Source organism: Mycobacterium sp. PTI7 (genome assembly GCF_056679845.1).
On record NZ_CM155252.1, the window covers coordinates 3,832,046 to 3,859,010 of the forward strand.

General features: G+C 68.5%; 26 protein-coding genes. 15 read left to right on the forward strand and 11 right to left on the reverse strand.

Translation table 11 applies throughout. The features are described 5' to 3' along the window. Positions 1 to 22 precede the first annotated feature (22 nt). A complete protein-coding gene (locus tag AC1MEY_RS18440) occupies positions 23 to 1,204 on the reverse strand; it encodes a cytochrome P450 (protein WP_480226875.1) in 1,182 nt (393 codons plus the stop codon). 2 nt (positions 1,205 to 1,206) lie between these two features. After that, the gene (purB, locus tag AC1MEY_RS18445) at positions 1,207 to 2,625 is read right to left on the reverse strand and encodes an adenylosuccinate lyase (RefSeq protein WP_480226876.1); all 1,419 of its coding nucleotides are present in this window, start codon (positions 2,623 to 2,625) and stop codon (positions 1,207 to 1,209) included. A 58-nt stretch (positions 2,626 to 2,683) separates the two neighbouring features. On the opposite strand from purB, the gene relZ reads away from it, so the two are divergent. Then, positions 2,684 to 4,426: a bifunctional ribonuclease/(p)ppGpp synthase gene (gene relZ / locus AC1MEY_RS18450; RefSeq protein WP_480226877.1), complete on the forward strand. Its 1,743-nt coding sequence runs from the start codon at positions 2,684 to 2,686 to the stop codon at positions 4,424 to 4,426. Here the strand turns inward: relZ and AC1MEY_RS18455 are convergent. Both AC1MEY_RS18455 and AC1MEY_RS18460 read right to left on the reverse strand, forming a co-directional pair. Continuing rightward, positions 4,392 to 5,816 (reverse strand): APC family permease, encoded by a 1,425-nt coding sequence (locus AC1MEY_RS18455; protein ID WP_480226878.1) that lies wholly within the window; start codon positions 5,814 to 5,816, stop codon positions 4,392 to 4,394. The two genes, relZ and AC1MEY_RS18455, sit on opposite strands and share 35 nt — an antisense overlap. Before the next feature lie 103 nt (positions 5,817 to 5,919). After that, positions 5,920 to 6,543, reverse strand: coding sequence for a TetR/AcrR family transcriptional regulator (locus AC1MEY_RS18460; protein ID WP_480226879.1), 624 nt, complete (start codon positions 6,541 to 6,543; stop codon positions 5,920 to 5,922). A 129-nt stretch (positions 6,544 to 6,672) separates the two neighbouring features. On the opposite strand from AC1MEY_RS18460, the gene AC1MEY_RS18465 reads away from it, so the two are divergent. Then, entirely contained in the window at positions 6,673 to 7,584 is a 912-nt protein-coding gene (locus AC1MEY_RS18465; protein WP_480231555.1) for an alpha/beta hydrolase, read from the forward strand. Here AC1MEY_RS18465 and purD read toward each other — a convergent pair. Beyond that, entirely contained in the window at positions 7,581 to 8,855 is a 1,275-nt protein-coding gene (gene purD / locus AC1MEY_RS18470) for a phosphoribosylamine--glycine ligase (RefSeq protein ID WP_480226880.1), read from the reverse strand. The two genes, AC1MEY_RS18465 and purD, sit on opposite strands and share 4 nt — an antisense overlap. Before the next feature lie 98 nt (positions 8,856 to 8,953). Here purD and AC1MEY_RS18475 point away from each other — a divergent pair, with 98 nt between their 5' ends. From AC1MEY_RS18475 to AC1MEY_RS18485, 3 genes are read left to right on the forward strand one after another with little or no spacing between them, the layout of a single operon-like run. Next, complete coding sequence (locus AC1MEY_RS18475) at positions 8,954 to 10,183, forward strand: cytochrome P450 (protein WP_480226881.1); 1,230 nt, start codon at positions 8,954 to 8,956, stop codon at positions 10,181 to 10,183. Positions 10,184 to 10,222: 39 nt separating this feature from the next. After that, complete coding sequence (locus AC1MEY_RS18480) at positions 10,223 to 10,840, forward strand: TetR/AcrR family transcriptional regulator (RefSeq protein ID WP_480226882.1); 618 nt, start codon at positions 10,223 to 10,225, stop codon at positions 10,838 to 10,840. 32 nt (positions 10,841 to 10,872) lie between these two features. Further along, positions 10,873 to 11,808: an EspA/EspE family type VII secretion system effector gene (locus tag AC1MEY_RS18485; RefSeq protein ID WP_480226883.1), complete on the forward strand. Its 936-nt coding sequence runs from the start codon at positions 10,873 to 10,875 to the stop codon at positions 11,806 to 11,808. Positions 11,809 to 11,811: 3 nt separating this feature from the next. Here AC1MEY_RS18485 and AC1MEY_RS18490 read toward each other — a convergent pair whose 3' ends face one another. Beyond that, entirely contained in the window at positions 11,812 to 12,072 is a 261-nt protein-coding gene (locus AC1MEY_RS18490; protein ID WP_480226884.1) for a hypothetical protein, read from the reverse strand. Positions 12,073 to 12,765: 693 nt separating this feature from the next. Here AC1MEY_RS18490 and AC1MEY_RS18495 point away from each other — a divergent pair. After that, the gene (locus AC1MEY_RS18495; RefSeq protein WP_480226885.1) at positions 12,766 to 14,502 is read left to right on the forward strand and encodes an HNH endonuclease signature motif containing protein; all 1,737 of its coding nucleotides are present in this window, start codon (positions 12,766 to 12,768) and stop codon (positions 14,500 to 14,502) included. Between the two features lie 71 nt (positions 14,503 to 14,573). Here AC1MEY_RS18495 and AC1MEY_RS18500 read toward each other — a convergent pair whose 3' ends face one another. The 5 genes from AC1MEY_RS18500 to AC1MEY_RS18520 all read right to left on the reverse strand — a co-directional run bounded on the left by AC1MEY_RS18500 (position 14,574) and on the right by AC1MEY_RS18520 (position 19,389). Next, positions 14,574 to 15,800 carry a hypothetical protein gene (locus AC1MEY_RS18500; protein WP_480226886.1) on the reverse strand — a complete coding sequence of 409 codons (1,227 nt, stop codon included), beginning with the start codon at positions 15,798 to 15,800 and terminating at the stop codon, positions 14,574 to 14,576. Further along, positions 15,790 to 16,233, reverse strand: coding sequence for a carboxymuconolactone decarboxylase family protein (locus AC1MEY_RS18505; RefSeq protein WP_480226887.1), 444 nt, complete (start codon positions 16,231 to 16,233; stop codon positions 15,790 to 15,792). The genes AC1MEY_RS18500 and AC1MEY_RS18505 overlap by 11 nt, the downstream gene beginning before the upstream one ends. Before the next feature lie 3 nt (positions 16,234 to 16,236). Further along, positions 16,237 to 17,085 (reverse strand): NAD(P)-dependent oxidoreductase, encoded by an 849-nt coding sequence (locus AC1MEY_RS18510; protein ID WP_480226888.1) that lies wholly within the window; start codon positions 17,083 to 17,085, stop codon positions 16,237 to 16,239. Continuing rightward, the gene (locus AC1MEY_RS18515) at positions 17,082 to 17,837 is read right to left on the reverse strand and encodes an SDR family oxidoreductase (protein WP_480226889.1); all 756 of its coding nucleotides are present in this window, start codon (positions 17,835 to 17,837) and stop codon (positions 17,082 to 17,084) included. Before AC1MEY_RS18515 ends, AC1MEY_RS18510 begins: the two co-directional genes overlap by 4 nt. A gap of 82 nt (positions 17,838 to 17,919) precedes the next feature. Beyond that, entirely contained in the window at positions 17,920 to 19,389 is a 1,470-nt protein-coding gene (locus AC1MEY_RS18520) for an aldehyde dehydrogenase (protein WP_480226890.1), read from the reverse strand. A 185-nt stretch (positions 19,390 to 19,574) separates the two neighbouring features. Between AC1MEY_RS18520 and AC1MEY_RS18525 the strand changes: the two genes are divergently transcribed. The 9 genes from AC1MEY_RS18525 (at position 19,575) to AC1MEY_RS18565 (ending at position 26,955) form a co-directional block, all read left to right on the forward strand. Further along, positions 19,575 to 20,183: a TetR/AcrR family transcriptional regulator gene (locus AC1MEY_RS18525; protein WP_480226891.1), complete on the forward strand. Its 609-nt coding sequence runs from the start codon at positions 19,575 to 19,577 to the stop codon at positions 20,181 to 20,183. Positions 20,184 to 20,220: 37 nt separating this feature from the next. Beyond that, the gene (locus AC1MEY_RS18530; protein ID WP_480226892.1) at positions 20,221 to 21,492 is read left to right on the forward strand and encodes a cytochrome P450; all 1,272 of its coding nucleotides are present in this window, start codon (positions 20,221 to 20,223) and stop codon (positions 21,490 to 21,492) included. Next, positions 21,493 to 22,320 carry an SDR family oxidoreductase gene (locus AC1MEY_RS18535; RefSeq protein ID WP_480226893.1) on the forward strand — a complete coding sequence of 276 codons (828 nt, stop codon included), beginning with the start codon at positions 21,493 to 21,495 and terminating at the stop codon, positions 22,318 to 22,320. Then, complete coding sequence (locus AC1MEY_RS18540; RefSeq protein WP_480226894.1) at positions 22,317 to 23,675, forward strand: cytochrome P450; 1,359 nt, start codon at positions 22,317 to 22,319, stop codon at positions 23,673 to 23,675. The genes AC1MEY_RS18535 and AC1MEY_RS18540 overlap by 4 nt, the downstream gene beginning before the upstream one ends. Positions 23,676 to 23,680: 5 nt before the next feature. Then, complete coding sequence (locus AC1MEY_RS18545; protein WP_480226895.1) at positions 23,681 to 23,887, forward strand: ferredoxin; 207 nt, start codon at positions 23,681 to 23,683, stop codon at positions 23,885 to 23,887. A gap of 6 nt (positions 23,888 to 23,893) precedes the next feature. Then, a complete protein-coding gene (locus AC1MEY_RS18550) occupies positions 23,894 to 24,433 on the forward strand; it encodes a nuclear transport factor 2-like protein (protein ID WP_480226896.1) in 540 nt (179 codons plus the stop codon). Between the two features lie 92 nt (positions 24,434 to 24,525). Next, positions 24,526 to 25,653 (forward strand): NDMA-dependent alcohol dehydrogenase, encoded by a 1,128-nt coding sequence (locus tag AC1MEY_RS18555; protein WP_480226897.1) that lies wholly within the window; start codon positions 24,526 to 24,528, stop codon positions 25,651 to 25,653. A 4-nt stretch (positions 25,654 to 25,657) separates the two neighbouring features. Continuing rightward, positions 25,658 to 26,113: a nuclear transport factor 2 family protein gene (locus tag AC1MEY_RS18560; RefSeq protein ID WP_480226898.1), complete on the forward strand. Its 456-nt coding sequence runs from the start codon at positions 25,658 to 25,660 to the stop codon at positions 26,111 to 26,113. 32 nt (positions 26,114 to 26,145) lie between these two features. Next, entirely contained in the window at positions 26,146 to 26,955 is an 810-nt protein-coding gene (locus AC1MEY_RS18565) for an SDR family NAD(P)-dependent oxidoreductase (protein ID WP_480226899.1), read from the forward strand. Positions 26,956 to 26,965 lie beyond the last annotated feature (10 nt).

Sequence of the window (26,965 nt, forward strand, 5' to 3'; positions counted from 1 at the left end):
CTCCACAAATCGCACCCGAGGCCTAATTGAGCGCGACCACCATGTGCCGCATCCCGGTGTGCCGATTGCTCCGCGTCCACTCCACCGGCGAGACCAGCGTCGCCGACGAGAACCGCGACAGCAGCTCCTCGAACAGCACGCGCAGCTCGAGGCGCGCGAGGTTGGCGCCCAGACAGTAGTGCACGCCGTGGCCGAAGCCGAGGTGCGGGTTGGGCTTTCGGGTCACGTCGAACACGTCGGCGTCGGAGAACACGGCCGCGTCGCGGTTCGCCGAGCCCTCCCAGATCTGCACCTTCCGGCCGGCCTCGATCGTCTGGCCGCCGAGCGTGCACGCGCGGGTGGCGGTGCGGCGCTTGGACGGCGACGGCGAGGTCCAGCGCACCATCTCCTCGACGGCGACGCGCAGCCCGTCCAAGGACCCGCGGAGCAGAGCCAGCTGAGCAGGATTCTCGATCAGCGCCAGCAGCCCGCCGGCCACCGCGTTGCGGGTGGTCTCCGCGCCGGCGCTGAACAGCAGGCTGAAGAACAGGTACAGCTCGAGGTCGGTCAGCTCGCAGTCCCGGTCGTTGGCCACCACCGAGAGCATGTCGTCGGTGGGCTCGCGGCGCTTGGCGGCGATCAGCTCCTGGCCGTAGGCGTACATCCGCGCGCCGGCGTCCTCGCTGGCCGTCCGGCCGAGGTCGAATTGCGGCTCGATGGCGTGGAACAGCCAGTGCCGTTCGGACTCCGGCACGCCGAGCAGGATGCAGATCATCTGCATGGGCAGTTCGGCCGCGACGTCGACCAGGAAGTCGAACGGCTCACCGGCGGCGACGGAGTCCAGCAGCCGCCTTGTTCTGGCGCGTAGGTCGTCCTCGACCCGGCGGATCATCCGCGGCGTCAGCCCCGACGACACCAGCCGGCGGATCTGCGAGTGCCGCGGGTCGTCCGTCATGTTGAGCACCTGACCCGCGATGGGGAGGTCCTGCAGCAGGGTGCCGCCGTAGGGTCGCTCGCCGCCGGTCACCGACGAGTAGGTCTCCGGATCGCGCAGCACCGCCAGCACCTCGGCGTGGGTGGCGACCGACCAGAAGCCCTCCCCGTCCGGCGTGTGCGCGGTGGGCTCGTGCCAGTAGACCGGCGCCTCCGCGCGGTGGCGGGAGAAGATCTCGTGCGGAAACCCCGACGCGAACCCGTCGAGGTCGGTGAGATCGACCCCCGCCATGCTCACAAGATGTCGCCCGAGGTGTACCGCGCCGCCTCGGGGAACTGGTCGACCAGTCCTTCGACGGCGGCGACCACCGAATCGACCTGTGCGCCGGCGGCTCCGGTGAATGCGGCGCGATCGGCCAGCGCGGCGTCGAGTGCGGCGCGGTCGAGCGGCAGCCGCGGGTCGGCGCCGAGGCGGTCCAGCAGGTCCGGCTCGGATCCCTTCTCGCGCATGGCGAGTGCGACCGCGACGGCGTGCTCTTTGATCACCTCGTGGGCGGCCTCGCGGCCCACGCCGGCGCGCACGGCGGCGATCAGGATCCGCGTGGTCGCGAGGAACGGCAGGTAGCGGTCGAGTTCGCGCTGGATCACCGCGGGGTAGGCGCCGAACTCGTCGAGCACGGTCAGGAAGGTCTCGATCTGCCCGTCGACGGCGAAGAACGCGTCGGGCAGTGCGACCCGTCGCACCACCGAGCAGAACACGTCGCCCTCGTTCCACTGGGCGCCCGCGAGTTCGGCGGCCATGGAGCCGTAGCCGCGCAGGATCACCTGCAGGCCGTTGACGCGTTCGCACGACCGGGTGTTCATCTTGTGCGGCATCGCCGACGAGCCGACCTGGCCGGGAGCGAAGCCCTCGGTGACCAGCTCGTGGCCGGCCATCAGCCGGATCGTGTGCGCGAACGACGACGGGCCTGCGCCGAACTGCACGAGCGCCGACACCACCTCGTGGTCCAGCGATCGCGGGTACACCTGCCCGACGCTGGTGAAGACGACCGAGAAGCCGAGGAAGTCGGCGACGCGGCGCTCGAGTTCGTCGAGCCGCGAGGTGTCGCCGTCGAACAGGTCGAGCATGTCCTGCGCGGTGCCCATCGGCCCCTTGATGCCGCGCAGCGGGTAGCGGTCGATCAGCTCGGCGAGCCGGATCAGCGCGAGCATCGTCTCCTCGGCGGCCGACGCGAACCGCTTGCCGAGGGTGGTGGCCTGCGCGGCGACGTTGTGCGAGCGGCCCGCCATCACCAGGTCGCGGTACTCGGCGGCCCGCGCGGCGAGCCGTGCGACGACGGCGACGCCGTGGCTGTGCACCACCTCGAGCGACCGGCGGATCTGCAGCTGCTCGACGTTTTCGGTGAGGTCGCGGCTGGTCATGCCCTTGTGCACGTGCTCGTGGCCGGCGAGGGCGTTGAACTCCTCGATGCGGGCCTTGACGTCGTGGCGGGTGACGCGCTCGCGGGCGGCGATCGACGCGAGGTCGACGTTCTCGAGGACGCGCTCGTAGTCGTCGACGACGCCGTCGGGCACCGCGACGCCCAGTTCGGCCTGCGCCCGCAGCACGGCGACCCACAGCCGGCGTTCGGCGACGATCTTGGCCTCGGGGGACCAGATCGCCCGCATCTCCTCGCTGGCATAACGGTTGGCCAGGACATTCGGGATCGTCACGAACACAGAGCCTAACGGCGCGTGCGTCGACGCTTCCATCCTGAGGCAAGCTAGGGCCGTGTACTTCGTGGGCTTGGATCTGGCGTGGGGCGAGCGGAAGCCCACCGGCGTCGCCGTGCTGGACTCCGACGGCGCCCTGGTCCACATGTCGGCGCAGACCGACGACGCCAGCATCCTCGCCGCCATCAGGCCGTACGTCGAGGGCGACTGCGTGGTCGGCATCGACGCGCCGCTCATCGTGGTCAACCCGACCGGCAACCGCCCGTGCGAGGCGGCGCTCAACCGCGACTTCCGGCCGTTCCAGGCCGGCGCGCATCCGGCCAACACCGGCAAGCCCGAGTTCGCGAAGGGCACCCGCGGCGGACGGCTGGCGACCGCCCTCGACCTGGATCTCGACCCGTTCGGCAACGGTCCCCGCCGGGCGCTCGAGGTGTACCCGCACGCCGCGTCGGTGGCGCTGTTCCGGCTCGGCAGGACGCTGAAGTACAAGGACAAGAAGGGCCGCGACCTGGAACGTCTCCGCTCGGAGCTGCTCCGGCTGATCGACCTGATCGAGGGGCTGGAGGACGCTGCCGTCCCGATGGTCGCGACGGCCAACGCCGAGTGGACGCGGGCCCGCGACGCCGCCGAGCTGGCGACCCGCAAGAGCGAGCTGCGCCGCGTCGAGGACCCCGTCGACGCCGTCCTGTGCGCCTACGTGGCGATGTACTCGGTGCGCCGGCCCGACGACGTCACCGTCTACGGCGACGCCGAGACCGGATACGTGGTCACCCCCACGCTGCCCGGGGACCTGCGCGCGCAGAAGTCCGAGCCGCACACCGCGCCCAACGCCGTCGCCGAGTATGCGGCGCGCAGGCCGGCGCTGGTCCTGGCGACCGACCACTATCTGCGGCTGGTGACGTCGCTGCTCGACGACGCGGGCATCAACTACCTGAGCATCACGGCGAGGACCAAGAGCGTCGACTCGTTCGCGGCGAAGGCGGTCCGCACGGTCGACGACCGGCCGATGTTCGTGGACCCGCTCAACGAGATCACCGACCAGGTGGGGCTACGGGTGATCACCTATCTGCGCGAGGACGTCGGGACCGTCGCGACGCTGCTCGGCGACGAGATGACGCTGCTCGACGATCGCGACATGGGTCTGGAGACCGCCCGCGAGGGCCGCTGGGGGTACGCGAGCAGGCACCTGCTGGTGGGCGTCGAGGGCGAGCAGCAGCCGGCGTCGATCCAGGTGCGGACCGTCCTGCAGCACGCATGGGCGGAGTTCGAGCACGACGTCCGCTACAAGGGGTCGATCCCGGCCGAGCACGCGCCGGACCTGGATCGCCGGTTCACGCTGGCGGCGGGGCTGCTGGAGTTGGCGGACAGCGAGTTCACCGCGATCCGCGAGCGGCTGCGCGTCACGATGGTCGACACCGACGAGCCGTCGTCGGATCCCCGGATCGCCACCCCGGTGCTGGCCACGTACCTGGGCAACCGCTACGCCGACGCCGGGTGGTCGCGCACCGATCACTACGGCTGGATCTCGGGTCTGCTGCTGGAACTCGGCATCACGACGCTCGACGAGCTGACCGAGATCCTCGACGGCGTCGACGAGGACGCCGTGAACCGGGCGATGGGATACCGCTACCCGGCGGGTGCGGTGCGCCGCCTCGACGACGTGCTGCTCGCCGTGTTCCGGGACCGCTTCATCGACCTGGCGGGCAACGAACACCGACGGGAGTTGCTGCAGAACAGGTTCGAGCGCCTCCGCGAGGGGCTCGACGCTACGGCGACTCCCCCAGGTTCGTCGGATCACTGATGCCCGCGCCGCGGATGCCCAGCTGCTTGTTGATGAAGTGGGTGAGCACGAACAGCACGATGCCGATGACGACGAGAATGCCGGCGAGCAGATACTGCTGCGCGGGCCGGCCCGAGAACGGCAGCACCAGGTAGGCCGACGCCAGGAAGCCGACGACCGGCAGCGCGGTCGGCGTCCGGAAGTGCCCGCCCGTCGCACGGACGTCGCGGCGCAGCACCAGCACGGCGACGTTGACCATCGCGAACACGGCGAGCAGCAGCAGTGACGTCGTGCCGCCGAGCACGGCTATCGCGTTGCTGTTCGCGAACGCCGTCACGTAGAAGATGAGGCCGAACGCGATGAGCGTGGTGAAGGCGATCGCGACCCACGGCGCGCGGCTCTTGGGGTGCACCACACCGAGCACCGGCGGGAGGACGTGCTGGCGCGACATGCCGTAGATGAGCCTGCTCGCCATCAGCATGTTGATCAGCGCGGTGTTGGACACCGCGAACATCGAGATGAACGGCAGGATCGTCTCGATCGGCAGGCCGGGCGCACCGGCCTTGACGACCTCGACCAGCGGGGTGTCGCTGGCCTCGAGCACGCCGACGGGGACGAGCGCGACCGCGACGATGGCGACCACCACGTAGACGACGCCGGCGATGCCGAGTCCGGTCAGCAGGACCTTGGGGAAGATCCGCACGGGATCCTTGGTCTCCTCGGCCATGTTGACCGAGTCCTCGAAGCCGACCATCGCGAAGAACGCGAGGGACGTCGCGGTGGTGACGGCCAGGAAGACGTTCTTGTCCTGCGCGGTCTCGAAGGCGACGACGCGGGCGAAGTCGACGTCGGCACCGCCGCCACCGAAGGCCCAGAACCCGACCCCGACCACCAGCAGCAGACCGGTGATCTCGATGATCGTCAGGACGACGTTGAGCTTGACGCTCTCGCCGACGCCGCGCAGGTTCACGGCCGCGATGAGGGCCATGAACAGCAGTGCGACGACGACGATTCCGGCCTTGCCCCAGTCGAAGTCGAACGCCGTGAAGAAGTTCGCGGCGAAGAACCGGGAGGCGGTGGACGCCGAGGTGATGCCCGAGCACATGACGATGAACGCCACCAGGAACGTGACGAACTGGACCCCGAATGCCTTGTGTGCGTAGAGCGCTGCGCCCGCCGCCTGGGGGTATTTGGTGACGAGTTCGAGGTAGCTGAAGGCCGTGACCGTGGCGACCAGGAAGGCCACCAGGAACGGAACCCAGGCGGCGCCACCGACTTCGGCGGCGACGTCGCCGACCAGCGCGTAGACGCCGGTGCCGAGGATGTCGCCCACGACGAAGAGCAGCAGCAGGCCGGGGCCCATCACGCGTTTGAGTTCGGGTTGCTTGTCGACCGTTTGGGCCTCGGACATCGTGCCCTCTCTGTCAGCCGGCTGTGTCAGACCATCATGGGTCAGCCCCGGCCGTGGCGCGCGCCAATCGCCCAAAGCGGGTCCGTTCGTGTCGCGCCGGGCCTCAGACCGCGGCGGTGTCGAACGGCGCGAGGACGTCGATCACCTCGACGAGCGTCGCGCGCGCGGTGGCGCGGGGACCGTCACCGACGCCGACCAGCGATGCGACGACGGCGCCGTCGACCGCGCACACCAGTGCGGTGACGAGTTCGTCGCGGACCGCGCGGCCGGAGCGTTCGACGACCTCGACGACGGCATCGGCGCGCTGCTGCATCATGCGGCGCTGGACGTCGCGCAGCCCGGGTTGCCGGGCGCACGCGATGTAGCGCTCGTAGCGAGAGATCAGTTCCTCGGATTCCCGGCTGCCGGGCCCCTCGCCGACCAACAGGTCGACCAGGACGTCGGCCGTGGACTCGGCGCCGCGGCGGCGGCGGGACAGCCCCGCGACGCGGAAGTTCAGCATCTCGAGTTCGCGGCTGCCGACGTGTTCGACGGCCTTGGCGATGAGGTCGTCGAGGGACGAGAAGTAGTAGGTGGTCGACGCGAGCGGTAGGCCGGCGCGGCGGGCGACGGCGCGGTGCCGGACGGCGTCGAAACCGCCTTCGCACAGCAGATCGGCGGCCGCGCTGACGAGCGCGTACCGCCGCCTCTCACCCTTGGGGGTGACCGCTGCCGTCACGCTCTGCATGCTGCCAGTCGCGGCGTCGCGGCATACCGGTTTCGGCGAATCATCAGGCGTCGTGCAGTAATCCGTCGCTCACTTCGTTTTTCGTCCGTCGCTACCCTGCCCCCGACCAGATGCTCAGGCTCCTTTGGCATAGTGGCCCCAATGTCCGAATTGAGCCGTCGCGCCGTCTTCCGCCTTGGTGTCGGTGCGGCCCTTGGGGCGGCCGGTGCGTATGCGGTCGGGTCGACGCTGAACCAGATGCCCGTCGACGGTCCGCCCGTGTCGATGACCGGTGTCGGCTCGCCGTTGGCTCCGCTCGCACCGCCCCCGCCGCTCGAGCCGGCGAGCGCCGCGCCCACCTACGTCACGGGGTCGTTCACCTCCGCCGCGCGCGGCGGTGTCACGACCAACTGGGCGATCGCGCGTCCGCCCGGCCAGACAGCGCCGCTGCGTCCCGTCATCGCGCTGCACGGCAAGGGCAGCGATGCCGCGACCGTGATGGCGGGCGGCGTGGAGCAGGGCCTCGCGCAGGCGGTCGCGGCGGGCCTGCCGCCGTTCGCGGTCGTCGCGGTCGACGGTGGCGGGAGCTACTGGCATCGCCGCGCCTCGGGCGAGGACTCTGGCGCGATGGTGCTCGACGAGCTGATCCCGATGCTGGCCGGCCAGGGTCTCGACACCTCGCGCGTCGGTTTCCTCGGGTGGTCGATGGGCGGCTACGGCGCACTGCTGCTCGGCTCGCGACTCGGTCCGGCGCGGACGGCGGCGATCTGCGCGGTGAGTCCGGCGCTGTGGACGTCGTCCGGCGCTACCGCCCCCGGAGCGTTCGACGGCGCCGACGACTTCGCGGCCAACAGCGTGTGGGACCTGCCGAACCTCGGCTCGATCCCGATCCGGATCGACTGCGGCAACTCCGACCCGTTCGCGTCGGCCACCCGGCAGTTCATCGCGGGACTTCCGACCCCGCCGGCGGGCGGCTTCTCGCCGGGCGGCCACGACGGCGCGTTCTGGAGTTCGCAGCTGCCGGCCGAGATCACCTGGCTGGCGCCACTGCTGGTGACCTAGCGGTCGAGCGCGAGCCGTCCCTCGGCCGCGGCGAGCCCGATGTCGGTGCGGAAGTGCGCGCCGGGCAAGCGAATCGATCCGATAAGGGCGTAGGCGGCCTCGCGGGCGGCGGTCAGGTCCGCACCCGTGCCGACCACCGACAGCACGCGTCCCCCCGACGACACGATCGCACCGTCGTCGCGGCGCGTCGTGCCCGCGTGCAGCACGCCGTCGGCCTCGGCGCCGGTGATGGCGTCGCCGACCCGCGGCCTACCGGGGTAGTTCTCGGCGGCCAGCACCACCGTGACCGCGGCGCCGTCGCGCCAGACCAGCGGCGGCTGCTCGGCGAGCGTTCCGGTGGCGGCGGCCAGCAGCAGCCGGCCCAGTGGGGTCTCGAGCAGTGCGAGCACCGACTGCGTCTCGGGGTCGCCGAACCGGCAGTTGAACTCCACGACGGCCGGACCACGCGACGTCATCGCCAGGCCCGCGTAGAGCAGGCCGGAGAACGACGATCCGCGGCGGACCAGTTCTGCGGCAACGGGTGTGACGACGTCGTCGACGATCTGCTCGACGGTCCCGGCGGGCAGCCACGGCAGCGGCGCGTAGGCGCCCATGCCGCCGGTGTTGGGCCCGCTGTCGCCGTCGCCCACGCGCTTGAAGTCCTGCGCGGGCAGCAGCGCGACGACGGTCTCGCCGTCGACGATGCAGAACAGGCTCACCTCGGGGCCGTCGAGGAAGGATTCGAGGAGCACCGGATGTCCGGAGTCGAGCAGGCTCGCGGCGTGGGCGCGCGCGGCGTCGCGGTCGTCGCTCACGACGACGCCCTTGCCCGCGGCCAGCCCGTCGTCCTTGACCACCCATGCGCGATCGCCGGCGGCGGGGCCGAACCGGTCGAGGGCGGCGTCGAGATGTGCTGGGTTGTCGACGATCTCGCTGCGGGCGGTGCGGACGCCGGCGGCATCCATGACGTCCTTGGCGAACGCCTTGGAACCCTCGATGCGGGCCGCGTCCTTGGTGGGGCCGAAGCAGGCGATGCCCGCAGCGCGCACGGCGTCGGCGACGCCGAGTACGAGCGGCACCTCGGGGCCGACGACCACCAGGTCGGTGCCGAGTTTCTTCGCGAGCCCGACGACGGCCTCGCTGGAGGTGATGTCGACCTCGTACTGGTCCGCCACGGCGGCGGTGCCGGCGTTGCCCGGTGCGACCGCCAGGCCGGTGACCTCCGGGTCGCGCCGCAGCGCCAGTAGCAGGGCGTGTTCGCGGGCGCCTGATCCGATGACGAGGACGTGCACGGTTGACCACCCTAGACCCCTCGACCGTGGGCATACACTCATTGCTTCGGTGTATGGTCGAGCGAAACGTGCCGCACGTCACACGAAAGGTGGCCGCCATGACGACCATGCAGAACCCGTTGCCCGCCGGGTACGACTTCACCGACCCCGACGTCCTCCTCAAGGGCATCCCCGTCACGGAGTTCGCGGAGCTGCGCCGCACCACCCCCGTCTGGTGGAACGCGCAGGACGAGTCGATCTTCGACGACGGCGGCTATTGGGTCGTCACCAAGCACGAGGACATCAAGTCGATCTCCAAGAACGGCGATCTGTGGTCGACCAACCGCAAGGGCGCCGTCATGCGCCTGCCCGACGGCGTCACCAGCGAGCAGCTCGACCTGACCAAGGCGCTGCTCATCAACCACGACGCCCCCGAGCACACCCGCCTGCGCAAGATCGTGTCGCGGCTGTTCACGCCGCGGGCGGTGGCGACGCTCGAGCAGACGCTGGCCTCAGCGGCCACGGAGATCGTCCGTGCCGCGGCCGAGAAGGACGGCGGGAACTTCGTCGACGACATCGCGACCAACCTGCCGCTGCAGGCGATCGCCGATCTGATCGGCGTCCCCGAGGGAGACCGGCAGAAGCTGTTCCACTGGACCAACTGCATCATGAACACCGACGACCCCGACTTCGACTCGGATCCGACGATGGCCAACGCCGAGCTGATGGGCTACGCGTACAACATGGCCGAGGAGCGCAGGCGCAACCCGGCCGACGACATCGTCACGCGCCTGATCCAGGCCGACGTCGACGGCGAGGCCATGGGGGACGTCGAGTTCGCGTTCTTCGTCATCCTGCTGGCCGTGGCGGGCAACGAGACCACGCGCAACGCGATGACCCACGGCATGAACGCCTTCTTCGACAACCCCGACCAGTGGGAGCTGTTCAAGCGCGAGCGCCCGGCCTCCGCGGTCGACGAGATCATCCGATGGGCGACGCCGGTGCACTGCTTCCAACGCACCGCGCTGACCGACGTCGAACTGGGTGGCGTCACAGTCGAGGAGGGCCAGCGCGTCGGCCTGTTCTACAGCTCCGCGAACTTCGACGAGGACGTCTTCGACCGGCCGTTCGAATTCGACATCACGCGTAACCCCAACCCGCACCTGGCATTCGGCGGTAACGGCGCACACTTCTGCATCGGCGCCAACCTGGCCCGCATGGAGATCAAACTGATCTTCAACGAGATCGCCGATCAGCTCCCGAACATCGCGAAACGTGCTGAACCGCAGCGCCTGCGGTCGGGCTGGATCAACGGCGTCAAGAACCTCGAGGTCTCCTACCAGGGCTGACTCGGGGGCCAGACGGGAACCGCCGAGTACCATTTGCCGGTGCGCACCCACGGCTGGGCCGGAGCGGCCCCCGCGAGCGACGACGAGGCCGTCGCCCGCATCCTGGCTGCCGCGGGCAAGGCGATCGACGAGCGCGGCGCCGAGATCTCCATCGCCGACGTCGCCCGGACGCTGGGCGTCACCCGTCAGACGGTGTACCGGTACTTCCCCAGCACCGACGCGCTGCTGGTCGCCGCGGCCGTGCACGCCGCCGACGACTTCCTCGAACGCCTGGCCGACCACCTGCGCGGCATGACCGATCCGTTGACGGCGGTCACCGAGGCCATCGTCACCGCGCTCGAGTGGCTGCCCAAGGACAAGCACATCGGCCTCCTCGTGGTTCCCGGCCGCGCCGACGCCCACACCGAGTCGGTGACCTCGGACGTGGCGCTTCGATTCGCGAACGCGATGGTCCGGCGGTTCGACGTCGATTGGGCTGCACATGGTTTCACCGACGACGAACTCGACGAGCTGTCCGAGCACTTGCTGCGGATCATCCAGTCGTTCGTGATCGATCCCGGGCGCCCGCCGCGGACCGGGCAGGCGCTGCGGGACTACCTGCGACGCTGGGTGGCGGGGGCCGTTTTGCCGCAGCCGGGGTCCACCGCGCCGCATTAGACTGGATCGACGAGCACGGGAGGTCGGTACGGGTGAGCGCACTGAACGCCTTCATGGCGACCTGGTCGCAGGCACGCGAGACGTTCGGGCAGGGCGCGCCCGCAGACGGGTCGCAGTTCGATCAGAGTTCGCAGCTGCGGCAGCTGCAGGAACAGGTGCAGTCGGCGGCACCCGGATCGGGTTGGACCGGCGGCGCATCGGACGCGTATGCGAACAAGAACAGCAAGCAGGCCGGGAAGATCGGCAAGATGGCCGACCTCGACCAGCAGCTCGGCAAGGAGGTCGCGCGATCGTCCGCGGTGGTGTCGGCGGGCAGGCGCGAACTGGACACCCTGAGGCAGTGGGTCGTCGACGCCGCGGCCCAGGTCCCCAACACCGCCGCTGGGGAGCGGATGCTCCTCCCGATCGTCAGCAAGGGCTCCGCGGAGATCCAGGAGATCCTCACCCGTTCCAACGGGCAGCTGTCGACGATCGCCGGCCGCATCAAGGAACTGGGCGGCGAGTATCAGATGCTCGATGACGACGGCGAGGGGAAGGCCGGCGAGCACATCGACAAGAAGCCGCCCGTCCCCAACACCACGTTCGACATCAAGGACATCAAGCTGTCCAACGGTCCTCTGGGACCGGCGAACACCGACGAGATCGGGCCTGGCGCCTACTACCCGCGGACGCAGGTAGGCGAGGTGAAGTCGCCACCCGAGGCGCCGTTGGATTACCGGGACATCGTGTATTTGGGACCTGGCTCCATTCAGCCGAGTTCAGGAATGATGGAGCTCGTACCTAATTCTGGTGCCTGGATACCGGATCCGGATGCAGCAGAGTACGTTCCCAAGACTCCAGAAGTACCGGTGGACATGGCCAAGTCACAGATACTGGAGAAGGGGGAACTCGCGCCGGCAGGAATGGTGCCGCTCTACCCGGGATCTCTCATCGCGATTCCCGACCCTGACGCAGGTTCGCCCAACTGATCCCTACTGATCTCGAACAGCAGCGACGGACGCCGCCAGGAGATTCGGGAGGGCCGGTTCTGGGGCGAAGTCTGGGCTCGACCGTGTTTGGACGTCGACGTATCCGCCTTCGTCCAGTATTGCCGCGTACGAGTAGAGCACTATGGGCCAGCCATCCACCTGCGCCTTCAATGCGATGGTGGTGGCCCCAGCGATGACTGGGGCGCCAAGCCTCTCAACGGTGCCTTTCGACGGGCGGTCGTCATCGTCGACCTGGAACGTCATCGCATCGCACCCGGCGGTCGGAATGGGCTGCGGCACAGTCACTGGTTCGACGGCTCCGACCGAGATCTGCTCTTCCTTCCCACGGTCCCCACGGAAGCGAATTGTGTGGGCACCCGCTACGGCATCTACGGGTTTCAGTAGTGGTCGACACAGACGCGGCTCGACTACGAAGGGTTTGCCATAGGAGACCACAGCAGAGACCGAGTCAACCAATCGTTCAATCAGGTCTAGCGGGACTGGTGACTGCCCAACGAGTTCAAACCCAGACGGAAGAGCCGCGGCTGCGTCTGCGATACGAGGCAGGTCGAGTTGCGGTTCACGAATGGGTGAAGGCGAAGACTGGCGACTCGACGCAGATGCTGCCGGAGTGGAGCTTTCGAGGCCTGTACCACCGTCCGCCGCGCACCCCGCAAGCGGAAGCAGTAAAGCAAACCCAGCAGCCACACTCCGCAGCGCGATCATGGCTCCAACCCTAAACGCTCGCGGCGCTTCAGTTGAGCAGCCAATCGAAGCCAGATTCACATCGTTTCTAGCCGTCCGCCCAGGACCAGATGCGGCGGCGCAGGACCTCATTGGCCCCGCGAAAGTCATTGCGTCACAATGCTTTCATGGGAATTGCGGCGTCGCCGAATCTTCAGATTTTCTCAGGCCCCAGCCCTTGAAATCATCAGTAATCGAACGTATGTTCGATGTATGTCGATTGGCGAGGTCAGTGAAGCGCTCACCGCGCTGCGCGACGCCTTCGCCACCTTCGCCGCCTGCGACACCCAATCCCTCACGCCGGCCGAACTCCTCGAGGTGATGGACGAACTGGAAACCCACCACTGCCAACTCCCCACCCAGAACCACCGCCTCCTCGCCCAGTTGAGGGCGCAATCCACCCCGGCGGAGATGGGCGCGAAGTCCTGGCGCGACGTCCTCACGACCCGGTACCGCATCTCCACCACCGAAGCCAACCGCCGACTCACCGACGCCGACCTCCTCGCCCCCCGACGAGCCCTGACCGGGGCACCCATGCCACCGCAGTTGCCGGCGACCGCCGCCGCCCAACGGCTCGGATTCATCACCGCCGAGCACGTCGCGGTGATCCGCAAACACCTCAAACGCCTGCCCGGCTGGGTCGACACCGCCACCCGCGACCGCGTCGAAGTCGATTGGGTCCGCCACGCCGTCGGATCCGGCCCCGACGCGCTCGACGACGTGGCGCGGCGCACCGTGTACCTCCTCGACCAGGACGGCCCCGCCCCCGACGACGCCGAACGCGCCCGGCGTCGCAACATCGTGTTCACCAAACAACGCGACGACTCCACCATCGGCATGACCGGCGACCTCACCCCCGCGGCCTATGCGGTGTGGGAAGTACTCAACGCCCGGTTCAGTGCCCCCGGAATGTGCAACCCCGCCGACGAGCACCCCTGCACCTCGGGCACCCCCACCCAGCAGCAGATCGACGGCGACCTCCGCACCCCCGCCCAACGCCGCCACGACGCGTTCGAATACATCGGCCGGATGGCACTGGAGAAGGGCGACCTCGGGCACCTCAACGGCCTACCCACCACCGTCATCGTCCGCACCACCCTGCAAGACCTCGAAACCCGGGCCGGGATCGGCGTCACCGGCGGCGGCACCATCGTCCCGGTCGCCGACGTCCTGCACATGGCCGCGCAGAAGGATGCGACGAATTATCTGGCGGTGTTCGACGACGCCACCGGTTCCGTCCTCGACCTGTTCCGCACCCGGCGTACCGCGTCGGTGGCGCAGCGGTTGGCGTTGATCGCCCGCGACGGAGGCTGCACCAAACCCGGCTGCACCGTCCCCGCCTACGGCAGCCAGGTCCACCACGCCACCCAGGACTGGAGTGCCGGCGGGGACACCAACGTCGACGATTTGGCCCTGGCCTGCGGCCCCGACAACCGCGCCGTCGGCCCCGGCGGGTGGACCACCCACATCACCGACACCCACGACGTCGAGTGGATCCCCCCACCGACGCTCGATACCGGTCAGAAACGCACCAACGACTACCACCACCCCGAACGACTACGACCCCCACCCGAGGACGCCTGGCACCCCGACGACGCCGGGACGCGGTGGGTCATCGGGGATGAACCCGTCAACACCTCAACCGCATCCGACGACGACACCGACGACCATGACACCGCCGACAGCGCGCCCCCCGACGAGGACACCCCCATCCCCTGGTGGCCCGTCGACCCCGCCTGGGCCGCCGCCGAAGCCCAACGCGCCGCCCGCAAACGCGCAGCGGCGCAAGCCGAAACGCTCGACGCTCAGACCCCGGAGACTCCGCCGGCCCCCGACGACCGCACCGCCGACGACCCAGCGCCCGTCCACCCCGAACCCGCCGAAACCGAAGCCACCCACGACGCCCACGAACCCGGCAGGCCCGAACCACCCACCGGCACCGCGGCCTAGCCGCACCGCGCCACCGCGCCGCCCGAAAGTCAGCCGGCCAGCGCCGCCCGAAAGTCAGACGGGCGCGAAACTCACACCACCGTCAGCGGAAGCGACTTCCTGTCCTCGAACACCCAGGTCGCGCCGCCACTGAACTTGGTGACCGCAACCTCCCCCAATTCCTTGGCGGGCGTATCCGTCTCGATGACGCGCACCGTCCAGTCGGACTCGGTGCCGGACACCTCGGCCCGCAGACGGGGATCGACGGCCTGCACGATGGCCTGCAGCGGCAGGTCCGCAACCGGTGACACCAGCGAGATCCAGGAGCCGTCCTCATACGCCGGCGAGCGGCGGACGTGGACGAAATCGGGGTCGACGTCGGCCGAAACGTACGCCGCCGGATTCAGCAGCGGATGCAACTCCAACACCCGCAGCGCCCCCGCCACACCACCCGGCAGCGACAGCGCCCGATGGATGCGCTCGGCCGCAACACCCGCGATGCCGATCAGCTGCTTGTAGCGAATCGATGTCGCCAGCGCCACGTCGTCCTTCGCGCGGGTCCGCACCGCGAGCGTGAACGACAGCACCAGCAGGTGCATCTGGAGGCACACCTCGTCGGCTATCCGGACCAGCGCCGAGTGCGAGAACGCGCCGAAGTCGACGTCGGCCAGGAGCTCGCCTGAGTAGTCGGCCGCCCCCTCGTCGTCGGGGTCGATCGGATCCAGTTCGCACGCATGCGCATTGCTGGCGGCGACGACGTCCATCGCCGGGATGAACGGCACCTCCGGGTAGGACTCGTCGATGATCACCGTCCACGCGCAGTGCGGTTTCCGGCCGGACGGCACCCGCGGCGGCCGATGGATCGGGCGCACCTGCGCTTTGCGGTTGGTGGCCAAGGCGGTCGCGTCGAACGTCGGGTCCTCGATGTCGTGGCACATGCCGTGGACGTAGTCCTCGCCCATCGGCTCCACGTCGAGCAGCGCACCACAGTGGTCGAGATGGAACTCACCGTGCCACCGGTCGTGCACGGTGTAGCGGAAGTCCATGAACTGTGGCGGCGCACCGATGTCGAGCTGCAGGCCCTTGAAGAGGGTGAAGATATCGACGCCTTCGTACTTGAGCGCCCTCTGCATGCGCCTGGTGTACAGCGGACTGGACGCCGCCCACTCCTCGATCGCGATCTGCAGCATCTCCTCGCGTCCCCACGCGCTGATGCAGTGCGCCATCCCCGACCGGTCGATCAACTGGCCGATCAGCAACAGCTCGGGGACCAAGGTGGCGAGTTCCTCGCGCGACAGCGCGGCATACCTACTCATCATCGAGCGTCTTCCCCGTACTCATCTTGACCGCCGAGTTCACGTTCGCCCGCTTGTCCTCCTCGGCACCCTTCTCCGCCGCCTTCTTCCGCTTGCCGGCGACCTTGCCCACTACCCCGTTCAGGCCGGCGCCCCGCGGGAAGCCGACGTACTGGGTGAGGAAGATGGCCATCTCCTTCAGCTCATCCTCGGTCAGCTCACCGTTGGCCAGCGCGGCGTTCACCTGGATCTCCGCGAGCCCCTGCTCACCGAGCGCGGTCACCACGGCCAGCGTCATCAGCCGCTTGTCGCGCATCGACAGGCCCGGTCGGGTCCAGATGGTGCCGAAGAGGTGGTCGACGGTGAGGTCGAAGTACGCGTCCCCCTCGATGTTGGGCATCTCCCACGAATAGACCTCGTTCATCTTCTCGAGGCCCTTGCGGCGCAACTCGTCCATCGTCTAGCTCCTCTCGTGCGGCACGCCGAGGCCGTCGGCCAGTTCTCGCAACGCAATTCGTGCCAGCGGCAGCTCCACACCGGTGGCCTCACCCAACCCCAGGGCCAGCTTCAGATCCTTCTCGGCCAGCCCACGGGTGTGGACGAACATGTCGTACACGAAGTGGTCGGGCGCCAGGGGCGACGTGTCGTCACGGACCATGATCGCGCCCGGCCCGCCGCTCTGGGCATCGCTGTGGCGCACCACCCGACCGAGCTTCTGCAGGTCGATGCCCGCAGCCTCCGCCAGCTTCTGCGCCTCGCACGCGGCGGCGAAGCCGATGAACGTCAACATGTTGCGCGCCAACTTCATCCGCGTTCCCGCACCGGGCTCACCCGCACGGACGACCATCGATGCCCACTGCTTGAAGACGGGCTTCACCCGGTCGTAGGCCTCGTCGTCGGCGCCGACCATGACGGCCAGCTCACCCTTCTCTGCCGCGCCCGCACCGCCGCTGACCGGTGCGTCGACGACGTGGATCCCGCGCGGCCGCAACGCCTCCGCGAGTTCCGCTGCGGTGTCCGGCTCGATGGTGGAGTGGATCGCGATGACGGTACCGGGCGAGGCGTGGTCGGCCAGCTCGGCGACGACGTCGCGCACCTGCGCGTCGGTGAGGACGGTGACGCTGATGACGTCAGCGGCGGCGACGTCGGCGAGGCCGGCGGCCGCCGTGGCGCCGAGTTCCACCAGCGGTGCCATCGATTCCGCACGGACGTCGAACACCACGAGGCCACCGGGCCACTCGACTAGGCGTTTCGCCATCGGCGCGCCCTGGTTGCCCAGCCCGACGTACCCCAGCTTCAACTCGGTCATCTAATGATCTGTCCGCCGTCGACGTTGAAGATCTGCCCGGTCACCCACTTGGCCTGATCCGACAGCAGGAAGAGGCACATACCGGTCAGGTCGTCCACTTCACCCATGCGCGACAGGGGGATTCCCTTCACGATGTCGGCGACCATCTCCTGCGGCGTGGTGGTGCGGTTGGCCTCGGTGTCGATCGGCCCGGGTGCGATCGCGTTGACGCGAATGTTCTGCCCGCCGAGTTCGGTCGCCAACTGCTGCGTCAGGCCGTTGATGCCGACCTTGGCCAGACCGTAGAAGTTCGAGTACAGCCATGCCGCGGTCGACGACTGGTTGACGATCGCTCCGCCGCCCCGCTTCGCCATCTTGCGGTACACCGCCCTGGTGCACACCAGCGCGCCGTCCATGTTCACGCTCATGAACTTCTTGTAGTAGTCCCAGTCCACCGTGATCAGGAAGTCGAGCTTCATGCCGCCGAAGATCGCCGCGTTGTTGACCAGGTAGTCGATGCCCTCGAACTCCGCGAGCGCCTGGGCCGCCATCTCCTTCGCCGAGTCGGGATCCGAGACGTCCACCCGCACCGCGAGCGCGCGGCCGCCCTCGCCGGTGATGCCGTCGGCCACCTTCTGCGCGCCCTCGACGTTGATGTCCGCGACCACGACCGCGGCACCCTCCCGGGCCAGCGCCTCCGCGTACGCCTGCCCGATGCCGCCGCCGGCACCGGTGACGATCGCGACCTTGTCCTTGAACTGCTCTCCGTACATGTTTTCCTTTCCGCCGAGTGTCCTGTCGAGACACGCTTCTCGGCGTTTGGCGTGACGTAAGTGCACACTCGGCGCCGACGAACTACCGCGCGAGTGTGGCGATCGCCTTGATCTCGAGGTACTCCTCGAAACCGGCGAGGCCCATCTCCCGGCCGATGCCGGACTGCTTGTATCCACCGAAGGGCATGTCGGCGGAGTACCAGACACCGCCGTTGACGTTGACCGTGCCGACCCGCAGGCGCCTCGCGACTGCCTGGGCACGGTCGTCGTCGCCGGAGAACACCGTGCCGGACAGGCCGAACGGTGAGTCGTTGGCGATCCGCACCGCGTCGTCGTCGCCGTCGTGCGCGATGACCGTCAGCACCGGCCCGAAGATCTCCTCGCGGGCCACCTTCGCGTCGTTGTCGAGTCCGGCGATCACCGTCGGCTCGATGAAGAAACCGGTGTCGCGATCCGCGGGACTGCCACCGCCGCAGGCGAATCGCCCGCCCTCGGCGATCGCCGAGTCGAGGTATCCCTGGATGCGGTCGCGCTGCCGCGCCGAGATCACCGGGCCGCAGATCGTGCCCGAGTCGTTCGGGTCGCCGGGCTTGAGACCCGCCATCGTGCCGGCCGCCGCCTCGACGGCCTCGTCGTAGCGCGCCCGCGGGACCACCAGCCTGGTGGTGATCGCGCAACCCTGACCGGCGTGCATCGACGCGGTGAACGCCGCCATTGCGCATGCGCCGCCGAGGTCGGCGTCGTCGAGCACCAGGAAGGCGGACTTGCCGCCGAGTTCGAGGAACACCTTCTTCAACGTCGCCGACCCGTCGGACATCACGGCGCGCCCGGTGTTGGTCGATCCGGTGAACGACACCATGTCGACGCGGGGATCCGTCGACAGCAGCGCGCCGACGCCATGGTCGCTCGAGGTGACGATGTTGACTACGCCGGCGGGGATGTCGGTGTGCTCGGCGATCAATTCGCCGAGAACGGCTGCTGCCCAGGGCGTATCGGGTGCCGGCTTGAGGACGATGGTGTTGCCCGCCGCCAACGCCGGCCCGAGCTTCGCCAGGTTGATCTGATGCGGGAAGTTCCACGGCGTGATGGCGCCGACGACGCCGATGGCCTCACGGGCGATCGTGCGGTGGGTCTTCATCCCCATCGGCGAGGCGACGCCCAGATCGGTGGTCCACTGGTAGGACTCGGCGGTGTCGGCGCAGAAGCTCAGGTCCTCGACCGGGCCCTCGAGTTGCGCGGCCGACGTCAGCATCCGTGGCGCGCCCACCTCGGCGATGGTCAGCGCGCGCAGTTCCTCGGTGTGGTCGCGCATCGCCTGCTGCAGCTGGCGGATCGACCGCACCCGCAGCGCGACGTCGGTCGACCACTCCGTGTCGTCGAACGCGCGGCGGGCGGCGCCGATCGCGGCGTCCATGTCGTCGGGCGTGGCGTCGGCCGCGACGCCCAGCGTCTCCTCGGTGGCGGGATTGATGGTGGCGAACGTGCCGCCGCCGGCGGCCACCAGCTTCCCGTCGATGAGCAGCCAACTCTCGCGATCGCCCAGTAACGCCATCAGACTTCGCCTCCGATTCTGGACAGCTGTCCGGCTGTTCCCGGTCGAACCATAACCGCAGGCCCACCGAAGAGGCAAGGGTCCGGCACCTGGAACACCAGCCAAACCAGAGGTAAACCACTGTCCACGTGCGTGTTCAGGGTCGAGGCTTGCCATTCCCCGATCGCGTCCGATAACTTGGACATGTGTCCAGCGATGCGGTGGTGGCAGTGACGGGTGCGGCGACCACCGAACCCGGTGAGACGCCGCGCAACCGCCGCCAGGAGGAGACCTTTCGCAAGGTCCTCACCGCGGGCATCGAGATGCTGCGGGAGTCGTCCTACGCCGACCTCACCGTGCGCGCCGTCGCCGCGAGGGCCAAGGTCGCTCCCGCCACCGCGTACACCTACTTCTCCTCGAAGAACCACCTGATCGCCGAGGTCTACCTGGACCTGATGAAGCAGGTGCCGTACTTCACCGACGTCAACGAGCCCATGCCGTCGCGGGTCGAGCAGGCGCTGCGCGCCATGGCACTCACCGTCGCCGACGAGCCCGAGGTGGCCGCCGCCTGCACCACCGCACTGCTCACCGGTACCGATCCCACCGTTCGCAAGGTGCGCGACCGCATCGGGGCCGAGATCCACCGCCGCATCCGGTCCGCCGTCGGCCCGGACGCCGATCCCCGGGTGATCTCGGCGCTGGAGATGACGTTCTTCGGCGCGCTGGTCAACGCGGGCAGCGGCGCCTTCACCTACCACCAGATCGCCGACCGCCTCAGCTACGTGGTCGCACTCATCGTCGGAGACGACCAGTGAGCCGGCGAGTCGAAATCCAGAGTTCGGGAGAACGCCCATGACCACCGGCACGTCCTCGACATCGCCCGCGCCGCCGGGCTCACCGTCGACATCTCCCACCCCGACAAGTCCACCCGACGTCCTGCTGGACCCCTACGACTACGACTTCCACGAAGACCCGTACCCGTACTACCGGCGGCTGCGCGACGACGCGCCGCTGTACCGCAACGACGAACTCGGATTCTGGGCACTGTCCCGCCATGCCGACGTCCACCAGGGATTCCGCAACAGCACGACGCTGTCGAACAAGTTCGGGGTGTCACTGGATCCCGCGTCGCGCGGCCCGCACGCAGCCAAGACCATGTCGTTCCTCGCCATGGACGATCCGTCGCACCTGCGGTTGCGCACCCTGGTGTCGAAGGGGTTCACCCCGCGGCGCATCCGCGAACTGGAGCCCCGCGTCACCCAGATCGCCACGCAGCACCTCGACACGCTGATGGAGAAGGCCGCCGACGGCACGGTCGACTACGTCGAGGAGTTCGCGGGCAAGCTGCCGATGGACGTCATCTCCGAGCTGATGGGTGTGCCGGTGCCCGACCGGGACCAGGTCCGCGCCTGGGCCGATGGCGTGATGCACCGCGACGAGGGCGTCACCGACGTGCCGCCCGCCGCGATCGAGGCGTCGCTCAACCTGATCGTCTACTACCAGGAGATGGTGGCCGAACGGCGGAAGAAGCCCTCCGACGACCTCACCACCGCGCTGCTCGAGGCCGAGATCGACGGTGACCGTCTCACCGACGACGAGGTGCTCGGCTTCATGTTCCTGATGGTCATCGCCGGCAACGAGACCACCACCAAACTGCTTGCCAACGCGGCGTTCTGGGGTCATCAGAACCCCGACCAGCTCGCCCCGGTCTACGACGACCTCGAGCGCATCCCCCTGTGGGTCGAGGAGACGCTGCGCTACGACACCTCGAGCCAGATCCTCGCCCGCACCGTCGCCGGCGATCTGACGCTGCACGACACCACGATCCCCGACGGCGACGTCGTCCTGCTGCTGCCGGGTTCCGCGCACCGTGACGAGCGGGTGTTCGACCGGCCCGACGACTTCGTCATCGGTCGCGAGATCGGTTCGAAGCTGCTGAGTTTCGGCAGCGGAGCACACTTCTGCCTCGGCGCGCACCTGGCGCGCATGGAGGCACGCGTGGCCCTGGCCGAACTCTTCAAGCGCATCCGCGGTTACGAGGTCGACGAGGCCAACTCGGTACGCGTCCACTCGAGCAACGTCCGCGGCTTCGCCCACCTCCCCATGACCGTGAAGGCCCGATAGATGCCACGTTTCGCCCCACTCCCCGACCGCAGACCCGCCATCGTCGCCGGCGCATCCGCCGGCATCGGCGAGGCCACCGCGATCGAACTCGCCGCGCGCGGCTTCCCCGTCGCACTCGGAGCGCGCCGCGTCGAGAAGCTCGAGGACATCGTCGGCAAGATCAACGCCGACGGCGGCGAGGCCGTCGGCTTCCACCTCGACGTCACCGATCCCAACTCGGTCAAGTCGTTCATCGCAAGCGCCGAGGACGCCCTCGGCGAGATCGAGGTGATGGTCGCCGGCGCCGGCGACACCTACTTCGGCAAGCTCGCCGAGATCAGCACCGACGAGTTCGACTCCCAGCTGCAGATCCACCTCGTCGGCGCCAACCGGCTCGCCACCGCCGTGCTGCCCGGCATGCTCGAACGCCAGCGCGGCGACCTCATCTTCGTGGGATCCGAAGTGGCGCTTCGGCAACGCCCCCACATGGGCGCCTACGGTGCGGCGAAGGCCGCGCTGGTCGCCATGGTCAACAACCTGCAGATGGAACTCGAGGGCACCGGCGTCCGCGCGTCCATCGTGCATCCGGGTCCGACGAAGACGTCGATGGGCTGGAGCCTGCCGGCCGAGCTGATCGGACCCGCGCTCGAGGACTGGGCCAAGTGGGGCCAGGCACGGCACGACTACTTCCTGCGCGCGGCCGACCTCGCGCGTGCGATCACGTTCGTCGCCGAGACGCCGCGCGGCGGCTTCATCGCGAACATGGAACTGCAGCCCGAGGCGCCGTTGGCGAGCGATCCCGCGGACCGGCAGAAGCTCGTCCTGAATGAGGGGAACTTGTCGTCATGACCGTGACCAAAGAGGTCCAGCGCGTCTCGGGCGGCGAAGAGGAGTACGGACACCTCGAGGAGTTCCGTACCGACCCCATCGGCCTGATGAACCGGATCCGGCAGGAGTGCGGCGACGTCGGTTGGTTCCAGTTGGTCGACAAGCAGGTCGTCATGCTGTCCGGGTCCGAGGCCAACGAGTTCTTCTTCCGCTCCAGCGACGCCGAGCTGAACCAGGCCGAGGCCTACCCGTTCATGACGCCGATCTTCGGCGAGGGCGTGGTGTTCGACGCCGACCCCGAGCGCCGCGCGGAGATGTTGCACAACACCGCACTTCGCGGTGAACAGATGAAGGGCCACGCCGCCACCATCGAGAACGAGGTCAAGAAGATCATCGCCGGGTGGGGCGACGAGGGCGAGATCGAGCTGCTCGACTTCTTCTCGGAACTGACCATCTACACCTCGACGGCGTGCCTCATCGGCCTCAAATTCCGCGAGCAGCTCGACAGCCGGTTCGCGCACTACTACCACCAGCTCGAGCGCGGGACCGATCCGCTCTGCTACGTCGACCCGTATCTCGACATCGAGAGCTTCCGCATCCGCGACGAGTCGCGCGTGAAGCTCGTCAACCTCGTGCAGGAGATCATGGACGGGCGGATCGCGAACCCGCCCAGGGGCAAGGAGGATCGCGACCTGCTCGACGTGCTCGTCTCGATCAAGGACGACGAGGGCACGTCGCGCTTCACGGCCAACGAGGTCACCGGCATGTTCATCTCGCTGATGTTCGCGGGCCACCACACCAGCTCGGGCACCTCGTCGTGGACGCTGATCGAACTGCTGCGCAACCCCGAGGTGTACGCCCAGGTTCAGCAGGAACTCGACGAGCTGTACTCCGACGGCCAGGAGGTCAGTTTCCATGCGCTGCGCCAGATCCCGAAGCTCGACAACTCGCTGAAGGAGACGTTGCGGCTGCATCCGCCGCTGATCATCCTGATGCGGGTCGCGCAGGACGAGTTCGAGGTCGCGGGACATCCCATCCACAAGGGGCAGTTCGTGGCCGCGTCGCCGGCGATCTCCAATCGCATCGCCGAGGACTTCCCGAACCCCGACGCCTTCGATCCGGACCGCTATCAAAAGCCGCGGCAGGAGGATCTCGCCAATCGCTGGACGTGGATCCCCTTCGGCGCGGGCAAGCACCGCTGCGTCGGGGCCGCGTTCGCCCAGATGCAGATCAAGGCGATCTTCTCGGTGTTGCTGCGCGAGTACGAGTTCGAGATGTCACAGCCCGCCGACAGCTATCGGAACGACCACTCCAAGATGGTCGTGCAGCTCGCCCAGCCCGCCAAGGTGCGCTACCGCAAGCGCGTACGGGCCTGACCTCCATGGGCTGCTACCGCGTCGTCCTCGACGAGGATCTGTGCCAGGGCCACGCGATGTGCGAACTGGAGGCCCCAGACGTGTTCGCCGTGCCCAAGCGCGGCGTCGTCGAGATCCTCGACGCGGAGCCACCCGACGATGTCCGCGAGGACGTCGAGCGGGCGATCGAGATGTGCCCCACCCAAGCGATTTCCATCGAAGAGAAGGACTGACCGACAATGGCGTCACGCGAACAACTGGACGACTGGGTCGAGCGTTGGCTGCAGGCCAACAGGGACTCGGAGGCGGCCGGCGACTGGAAGAACCTCGCCGAGTTCTACACCGAGGACGCGACCTACGGCTGGAACATCGGGCCCAAGGAAGACGTGATGTGCGTCGGCAAGGACGAGATCCGCGACGTCGCGCTCGGCCTCGAGATGGAGGGCCTGGACAACTGGGTCTACGAGTACCAGAAGGTGCTGGTCGACGAGAAGCAGAATGAGATCGTCGGATTCTGGAAGCAGATCGTTAAGAAGGGCGACGGGACCCAGGACGAGATCTACGGCATCGGCGGCAGCTGGTTCCGGTTGAACGACGACCTGTTGATCGAGTGGCAGCGCGACTTCTTCGACTTCGGTCACGTCTCGAAGATGTTCATGAACCTCATCGAGTCCGGCGACCTCAGCCAGGGCATGCAGAAGCGCATCGAACGCAGCATGGCGGGCGAGCAGCTACCGGGCTACTACAAGATCGGAACCAGCCCGGTTCCCATCTGGTGAATATCCACCAAGCAGTTGCTTGGGGTGGCTGTGACGTACTTAACTAGAGGTTCTAGTCTGGCCTTGATGGCTCTAGCGGAAGGCACGTACCAATGAAGACAAAGGGTGCTCTCATCTGGGAGTTCAACAAGCCGTGGTCGATCGAGGAGATCGAGATCGGCGACCCCGTCAAGGACGAGGTCAAGATCCAGATGGAAGCGTCGGGCATGTGCCATTCCGACCACCACCTGGTGACCGGAGACATCCCGATGGCCGGCTTCCCCGTTCTCGGCGGCCACGAGGGCGCGGGCATCGTCACCGAGATCGGACCCGGCGTGGAGAACGTCGCGGTCGGCGATCACGTCGTGCTGTCGTTCATCCCGTCGTGCGGCGAGTGCCCGTCCTGTCAGGCCGGTCTGCGCAACCTCTGCGACCTGGGCGCCGGCCTGCTCGGCGGCCAGGCGGTCTCCGACGGCACCCACCGCATCACCGCCAACGGCGAACCGGTCTTCCCGATGACGCTGCTCGGCACGTTCAGCCCGTACATGGTGGTCCACAAGAGTTCGGTCGTGAAGATCGATCCGTCGATCCCGTTCGAGGTGGCCTGCCTGGTCGGCTGCGGCGTGACGACGGGCTACGGCTCGGCCGTCAAGGCCGGCGACATCCGCCCGGGTGACGACGTCCTGGTGATCGGCGTCGGCGGCGTCGGCATGTCGGCGGTGCAGGGCGCGGTCAACGCCGGCGCCCGCCACCTGTTCGTCATCGAGCCGGTCGAGTGGAAGCGCGACGCGGCTCTGAAGTTCGGTGCCACGCATGCCTATCCGGACACGGACTCCGCGTTCGCCGGCATCGCCGAGGCCACCCACGGTCTGATGGCCAAGCAGGTCATCGTCACCGTCGGTGAGCTGAAGGGCAGCGACGTCGACACGTACGTCAACCTCACCGCGAAGGGCGGCACGACGGTCCTCACGGCCATCGGCAGCCTGCTCGACACCAACGTGTCGCTGAACCTGGCGATGCTGACCCTGATGCAGAAGCGCATCCAGGGCACCATCTTCGGTGGCGGCAACCCGCACTTCGACATCCCGCAGCTGCTGTCGATGTACAAGGCGGGCAGGCTCAACCTCGACGACATGATCACGCGCGAGTACTCCCTCGAGCAGATCAACGACGGCTACTCGGACATGCTGGAGGGCCGCAACATCCGCGGTGTCATCCGCTACACCGACGCCGACCGGTAGTCGCGTGACCGGCTCCACCGACACCGAGTCCCAGGCCGACACCGACGTCGACTCCCCCGTCGTCGCAGCGTCACGGGCATCGTGGCGCTGCGTGCAATCGGGTGACCGCGACGGCTGGTTGGCCCTGATGGCCGACGACGTCGTGGTCGAGGATCCGATCGGCGAGGCGGTCACCAACCCGGACGGCACGGGGGTGCGCGGCAAGGAGGCGTTGGCGGCGTTCTACGACGCCAACATCGGCCCCAACACGCTCACCGTGACGTGCCAGGAGACGTTCCCGTCGAGTTCACCGACCGAGATCGCCTACATCCTGGTGCTGCACACCGTGTTTCCGAACGGGTTCACCGCGACCGTCCGCGGGGTGTTCACCTACCGGGTGAACGGCGCGGGCTTGATCACCAACCTGCGCGGCTACTGGAACATGGACGCGATGACGTTCGGCCAGCAGGACGCCGGCTGACCGGCGCAGTCGTCGTCGGCGGGTCCCGCGGTGTGGGACTCGCCGTCGCCGAACTCCTCGGCACACTCGGCTACGGCGTCGTGGTCAACGGCCGCGACGGCGACGCCGTGGCCGAGGCGGTCACCCGGATCCGCGGTGGCGCAGTCGGGGTCGCTGGCTCCCCCGCCGACGCAGGGGTCGCCGACGCACTCGTCGAGACCTGCGTCGCGGAGTTCGGCACCATCGACGCACTGGTGAACTGCGCGGGCACGGCGGAACCCGCGGGCTCGTCGATCCTGGACGTGACGTCCGCACAGTTCCGCGACCTCCTCGACGCCCACCTGCTGACGGCGTTCGAGACGTGCCGAGCCGCCGCACCGCGGATGGTCGCCCAGGGCGGCGGCGCGATCGTCAACACCAGTTCGTTCGCCTTCCTCGGGGACTACGGCGGCACCGGTTACCCGGCAGGCAAGGGCGGGGTGAACGGTTTGACGCTCGCCATCGCCGCCGAGCTGCGCGAGCACGGCGTGCGGGCCAACGTGGTGTGCCCCGGCGCGAGGACGCGGCTGTCCACCGGCTCCGACTACGAGCAGCACATCGAGGCGCTGCACCGCCGCGGCCTGCTCGACGACGTCAGCAGACAGGGCGCACTGGACGCCGCGCCCCCGGAATACGTCGCGCCCACCTACGCCTACCTGGTCAGCGACCGCGCCCGCGACGTCACGGGCCAGATCCTCATTGCCGCAGGTAATTTCGTCGGACGGTTCGACCGGCCGACGCCCGCCTTCCTCGCCTACCGCGGACACGTGGACGAGCCACCGTGGACCATCGACGAGCTGGACGGGTTCATCCGCGGATCGTGACGTCCCGCGC

Coding starts and splice junctions, on each gene's coding strand:
- AC1MEY_RS18535 (WP_480226893.1), top strand. CDS start 21,493: ATGCCACGTTTCGCCCCACTCCCCGACCGCAGACCCGCCATCGTCGCC.
- AC1MEY_RS18520 (WP_480226890.1), bottom strand. CDS start 19,389: ATGGCGTTACTGGGCGATCGCGAGAGTTGGCTGCTCATCGACGGGAAG.
- AC1MEY_RS18550 (WP_480226896.1), top strand. CDS start 23,894: ATGGCGTCACGCGAACAACTGGACGACTGGGTCGAGCGTTGGCTGCAG.
- AC1MEY_RS18500 (WP_480226886.1), bottom strand. CDS start 15,800: ATGATGAGTAGGTATGCCGCGCTGTCGCGCGAGGAACTCGCCACCTTG.
- AC1MEY_RS18510 (WP_480226888.1), bottom strand. CDS start 17,085: ATGACCGAGTTGAAGCTGGGGTACGTCGGGCTGGGCAACCAGGGCGCG.
- AC1MEY_RS18495 (WP_480226885.1), top strand. CDS start 12,766: ATGTCGATTGGCGAGGTCAGTGAAGCGCTCACCGCGCTGCGCGACGCC.
- AC1MEY_RS18530 (WP_480226892.1), top strand. CDS start 20,221: ATGACCACCGGCACGTCCTCGACATCGCCCGCGCCGCCGGGCTCACCG.
- AC1MEY_RS18545 (WP_480226895.1), top strand. CDS start 23,681: ATGGGCTGCTACCGCGTCGTCCTCGACGAGGATCTGTGCCAGGGCCAC.
- AC1MEY_RS18540 (WP_480226894.1), top strand. CDS start 22,317: ATGACCGTGACCAAAGAGGTCCAGCGCGTCTCGGGCGGCGAAGAGGAG.
- AC1MEY_RS18555 (WP_480226897.1), top strand. CDS start 24,526: ATGAAGACAAAGGGTGCTCTCATCTGGGAGTTCAACAAGCCGTGGTCG.
- AC1MEY_RS18460 (WP_480226879.1), bottom strand. CDS start 6,543: ATGCAGAGCGTGACGGCAGCGGTCACCCCCAAGGGTGAGAGGCGGCGG.
- AC1MEY_RS18515 (WP_480226889.1), bottom strand. CDS start 17,837: ATGTACGGAGAGCAGTTCAAGGACAAGGTCGCGATCGTCACCGGTGCC.
- AC1MEY_RS18490 (WP_480226884.1), bottom strand. CDS start 12,072: ATGACGTTCCAGGTCGACGATGACGACCGCCCGTCGAAAGGCACCGTT.
- AC1MEY_RS18455 (WP_480226878.1), bottom strand. CDS start 5,816: ATGTCCGAGGCCCAAACGGTCGACAAGCAACCCGAACTCAAACGCGTG.
- AC1MEY_RS18475 (WP_480226881.1), top strand. CDS start 8,954: ATGACGACCATGCAGAACCCGTTGCCCGCCGGGTACGACTTCACCGAC.
- AC1MEY_RS18440 (WP_480226875.1), bottom strand. CDS start 1,204: ATGGCGGGGGTCGATCTCACCGACCTCGACGGGTTCGCGTCGGGGTTT.
- AC1MEY_RS18505 (WP_480226887.1), bottom strand. CDS start 16,233: ATGGACGAGTTGCGCCGCAAGGGCCTCGAGAAGATGAACGAGGTCTAT.